Genomic DNA, 4,452 nt, shown 5'->3' with positions numbered 1-4,452 from the left:
GCGCTCAAAGAACGCCTCAAGATGCTCAAGGATCCTGCCAACCGCGAGCGCCTTCGTGCCGTACTGTTGAGGCACGTCGTTTTTGGGCGCATTCTTACCACTAATTCAATCGATTTCCTGCGTTTCAATTCGCAGATTAACGCACGCATCGATCTCGTTCGCGAAGGGGCGAAACGTACGATTCAGGGCGTTCAGATTGTCGAAACCGATATTCTGGCGCGAAACGGCGTCGCTCACGGAATCAACGGCATTATCGACGAAGCGATGGAAGCGCCAGATACCGATCAGACTTGGCAGAGTTTTGTCGGCTATGTAAAAGACACGATTCGCAGCGGGAACGAGCTTTACACAGCCGGCAAGTACTCACAGGCCAGTGACTACTATGCCCGCCGCGGGTACGAGTTGAAGGCTCGCTTCGCCGGCAATATCACCCGTTTCTACGGCATTAACGTCCAAATCATTCTGAACAACGATGTTTACCGAAACAGAGATTACGACTTCGCCTCTACCGCGTGGTCGCAACGCAACAAGTTTCTCGAGTTGCAGCGCACTCTCGAGACGAAAACCCCGCTTCAGATCGATGAGATTGAGTTGCGAATCCCCGCAAAAAAGCAATGAGTTAGCGATAACGAACTAACCCATAGGCAAACATGAAAACCCTGAACCTTATTCGACCTGCGGCCATCACCCTGCTACTGTTTGTAACAACGGCTTCCGCACTTGCGGACGAACCGGCGAAGCTATCCCCTGCGGATCGCGAAGCCGTTCTGGCGAAACTCAAGGCGAACAAGGTCTTGGTCGGCAGCCTGACCATCTCCGCGAAAGGTGGCGGGCCCCAGATCAATCTCGGGCTGGCTCAGAACGGCGAAGTGGCGAACAACGCCACCGACGAGAACCTCCGCCTCCTCGGTCAACTGCCCGAGTTGGAGCGGATCACGATCTACTACGGAAAGTACACGAAGGACGGGATGTCCGCCCTGGCCTCCCTGACAAACCTGAGGGGGTTTGAGATTTACAAGTCCGACGTGCCGGCCGATGCGTTCGCCATCCTGCCGAAACTGACGAAACTGACGTATCTGAGCCTCGGCGATTACCTCGTGACAGATGAGGTCATCGGTTACGCCGCGCAGATTAAGGGGCTGAAGACGTTCAACCACACCCAGTCCGCCATCACCCCGGCCGGCTTCCTAAAGTTTCTCAATGGAGTCGAGAGCCTGGAACAACTCACTCTATTCGGGGACTACGTCGACGATGCCTGCATGAAACGGATCGGCCAGATGAAAGAGATGAAGCGATTCTGGACGAACAGCAAAACGATCACCCCTGCCGGGTGGGTGCATCTGGCCGGCTTGTCTAAGATGGAAGATCTATTTCTATTAGGCACGAATTTCGGCGACGACGACACACGCGCCTTGGAGGGCATGAAGAATCTGAAGTCACTGGTGCTTAACAGGACCAAGGTCACCGACAACGGGATGCCATCGCTCGCCGGGCTGACGAAACTGCACGACCTAGGCCTGGACGGCACCAGGATTACCGACAAGGGGATGGCTGCGCTCGAAGGGATGACGGAGCTGGACAATCTCTATGTCGGGATGACCGACGTGACCGCCAAGGGACTGGCCTTGGTGCCCAGGAAGGAGCGGATGCAGATGATGCGGGTCGGCAAGGCTGCCCTCTCGGCAAAGCAGATAGACGAAATGATGAAGATGTACCCTGGGACGCAAATCTTCGACCCGATCGGGTACTGGAAGCCCGAGCGCGTAAAAGCGGCCATGAAAGAACTCGGGAAGGATGTCAATTAAACGAAGGGCGAAAAGTGGAGGCAGCATCAAAGAAGCAATGGCAGGCCATCCGCGATCAGGACCCAGCGGCGTACAACACTCTAGTTCAGGACGCCCAGTTCAACCTGACCGGCCCCGATGCGAAACACCGGCCGACTAGAAGGGCCCGTTGCTCCGGTTCATCATAGATCCATTGAACTTGCAGAAATACAAGTTTCTCTAAAAGTTAATTCTCGATCGCTTTTTCTTTCTACCAAACAAAAAAGCGAAGCTGATAGAATTCAGCTTCGCTTGAGTTTATTAATTCAAACGTTACTTCGAAGTAACTTTGAGAACTTTAACATCTTTATCGCATTTAATTTTTACACTGGCGCCAACTTTAAGAAGCTCCATTCCAGCAACACCCGAAGACAACTTTCCCGCAACATCAAATTCAACATCTTCGCTGATGCTCAACTCGCGGTCGACTTTTTCGTTTCCTACTTTTTGATTAATGACCAAAATGCCTTTGGCAATATCGATAGATTTAATCGTACCAGCGACCATTTGATTATTCTTGGCCTTGGTTTGATTTTGTGCAGAACAATCTGCGGTGACAAACAAAAACGCTACGCTGAGCGCAAGCATTGATACAAAAGTGCGAATCATAAAATCCTCCAAGAGTTAGAAGTGCTAAAACTTTCTCGCAAAGATACACTTATTAGACGCTTGAACTTAAATAAAGTTCCGCGCAATCAAATATTTTATTTGTTAGACACTTATTCACCTTATCTCTCAGCTTTTGGCATGCCATCCATTTCCTTCTAAAACACTAAATGGCTTCCCGCAGGGCACAAAAATGGTATCATTGCATCTGCAAAAACATCTGGAGCATTCATGATCATTTACGGAACCGCATTACTTTCAATATGCCTACTATTGGGCTTGACCATGGGCAGAATGCTAGGCAATCTTGCAGGAGTTGACGCGGATATTGGTGGAGTCGGCATCTCCATGCTTTTATTGATAATAAGCTGCGATTATCTGCAACGCAGCGGGCGAATGAAGCCCCCCACCGAAGCGGGAATTGCATTCTGGGGATCCATTTATATTCCAATCGTCGTAGCAATGGCTGCAAGCCAGAATGTATTAGCAGCGTTACAAGGCGGGGCGGTTGCACTACTTGCAGGCACTTTAACCGTGGGGGCAAGCTTTGCACTTGTTGGTTTTTTTGTAAAAGCGGGAAACTCTAATTCACCTGCAAAGGGTTGATTCATGCCAAGTGCGTTTCAATCATTGGAAATCGTATTAATTAAGAATTCTTTATTAGTCGCATTTGCCATCATGGGATCAACGGTCTGGATCTCTTACTTTTTATCAGATCGACTTACAAGAGGCCGTCTGCATGGCTCTGCAATCGCAATATTTATCGGGTTAGTCATGGCATGCATTGGGGGCATTATTACGAACGGAAAACAAGGTATCGCAGATATTGCCGCCCTTTCTGGCATTGGATTAATGGGTGGCGCAATGCTTCGAGATTTAGCAATCGTTGCAACTGCATTTGGGGTAAAAGCTGAAGAGTTTGGCAAAAGCGGTCTAGTTGGAATACTTTCTTTGTTAACAGGAATTACCTTATCATTCTTAGTTGGAGGAACTGTTGCATATTCTTTTGGTTACCGCGATGCAATCAGTATTACAACGATTGGCGCGGGCTCTGCAACTTATATTGTCGGCCCAGTGACGGGTAGTGCCATAGGGGCAACTTCCGAAGTAATTGCATTAAGCGTTGCGGCAGGTTTGGTTAAAGCAATTTTGGTGATGATACTTACACCATTCCTAGCCAAATACATTGGATTAGATAACCCTCGAGCAGCGATGATCTTTGGGGGAATAATGGGAACCAACAGCGGAGTGATGGCGGGATTGGCAGCGACGGATCCAAAGCTGGTGCCTTATGGCGCGATGACTGCAACTTTCTATACCGGGCTTGGGTGCCTGCTTGGCCCTTCAGTTATTTTTATTTTCATACGCACTATTTTTGGATGAACATGAGCGAACTACCGATTATAAAACGAGCAATGCTGCATCGCAATTCCATAGCTTTTAAAAACGAATCCAGCGAACAAACCTACCAACACCTGCTGGATCGATCTGAGCAATTAGCAGCACAACTACTGGAAAACGAAAGTGACTTAAACAGTTCCACCGTTGCGATGTTCATCCCTGCCGATTCAGATTTTGTATGTGTTCAATGGGCTATTTGGCGAGCTGGGGGTATTATGTTGCCCCTATGCCTTTCTGCCACCCAGCCTGAATGGGAATACTCTCTTAGCGATTCAAACACAAGCATAGTAATTACCACTCAAGAACTGAAACATGAGATCAGTGATTTATGCAACAAATTAAATGTGCGTTTGTTGGTCATCGAATCACATCACACAAAAAAAGAAATAGTTCTTCCGGCCATAAAAAGTACACGCCCTGCAATGATTTTGTATACCAGTGGCACGACCGATAAACCCAAGGGTGTTCTTACAACGCATGCCAATATTGAAGCTCAGATCGAAAGTCTGGTAGAGGCATGGAAATGGCAAGCTTCTGACAGAATCCCCTTGTTTCTGCCACTCCATCACATTCATGGAATCATCAATGTAATTTGCTGCGCGATGTGGTCCGGGGCCTTGGT

General features: G+C 48.7%; 6 protein-coding genes. 5 read left to right on the top strand and 1 reads right to left on the bottom strand.

All coding sequences use genetic code 11. The features are described from left to right. Positions 1 to 618 (top strand): fasciclin domain-containing protein (locus WCO51_10120; GenBank protein MEI6513614.1); only part of this gene is annotated, 618 nt, incomplete at its 5' end. Between the two features lie 32 nt (positions 619 to 650). Beyond that, positions 651 to 1,805, top strand: coding sequence for a hypothetical protein (locus WCO51_10115; GenBank protein MEI6513613.1), 1,155 nt, complete (start codon positions 651 to 653; stop codon positions 1,803 to 1,805). A 291-nt stretch (positions 1,806 to 2,096) separates the two neighbouring features. On the opposite strand, the gene WCO51_10110 is transcribed toward WCO51_10115, so the two are convergent. Then, positions 2,097 to 2,432: a hypothetical protein gene (locus tag WCO51_10110; protein ID MEI6513612.1), complete on the bottom strand. Its 336-nt coding sequence runs from the start codon at positions 2,430 to 2,432 to the stop codon at positions 2,097 to 2,099. A 228-nt stretch (positions 2,433 to 2,660) separates the two neighbouring features. Here WCO51_10110 and madL point away from each other — a divergent pair, with 228 nt between their 5' ends. The 3 genes from madL to WCO51_10095 all read left to right on the top strand — a co-directional run. Further along, positions 2,661 to 3,035, top strand: a complete 375-nt coding sequence (gene madL / locus WCO51_10105) for a malonate transporter subunit MadL (protein ID MEI6513611.1) — start codon at positions 2,661 to 2,663, stop codon at positions 3,033 to 3,035. A gap of 3 nt (positions 3,036 to 3,038) precedes the next feature. Further along, positions 3,039 to 3,812, top strand: a complete 774-nt coding sequence (gene madM / locus WCO51_10100) for a malonate transporter subunit MadM (protein ID MEI6513610.1) — start codon at positions 3,039 to 3,041, stop codon at positions 3,810 to 3,812. A 2-nt stretch (positions 3,813 to 3,814) separates the two neighbouring features. Beyond that, positions 3,815 to 4,452, top strand: a 638-nt coding sequence (locus WCO51_10095; GenBank protein ID MEI6513609.1) for an AMP-binding protein, incomplete at its 3' end; no start/stop codon positions are given.

It is taken from the genome of bacterium (assembly GCA_037131655.1).
In the GTDB taxonomy this organism is placed as follows: Bacteria; Armatimonadota; Fimbriimonadia; order Fimbriimonadales; family JBAXQP01; genus JBAXQP01.
The sequence above is the reverse complement of the archived record's forward strand: the minus strand, read 5'-3'. Positions and strand labels throughout refer to the sequence as shown.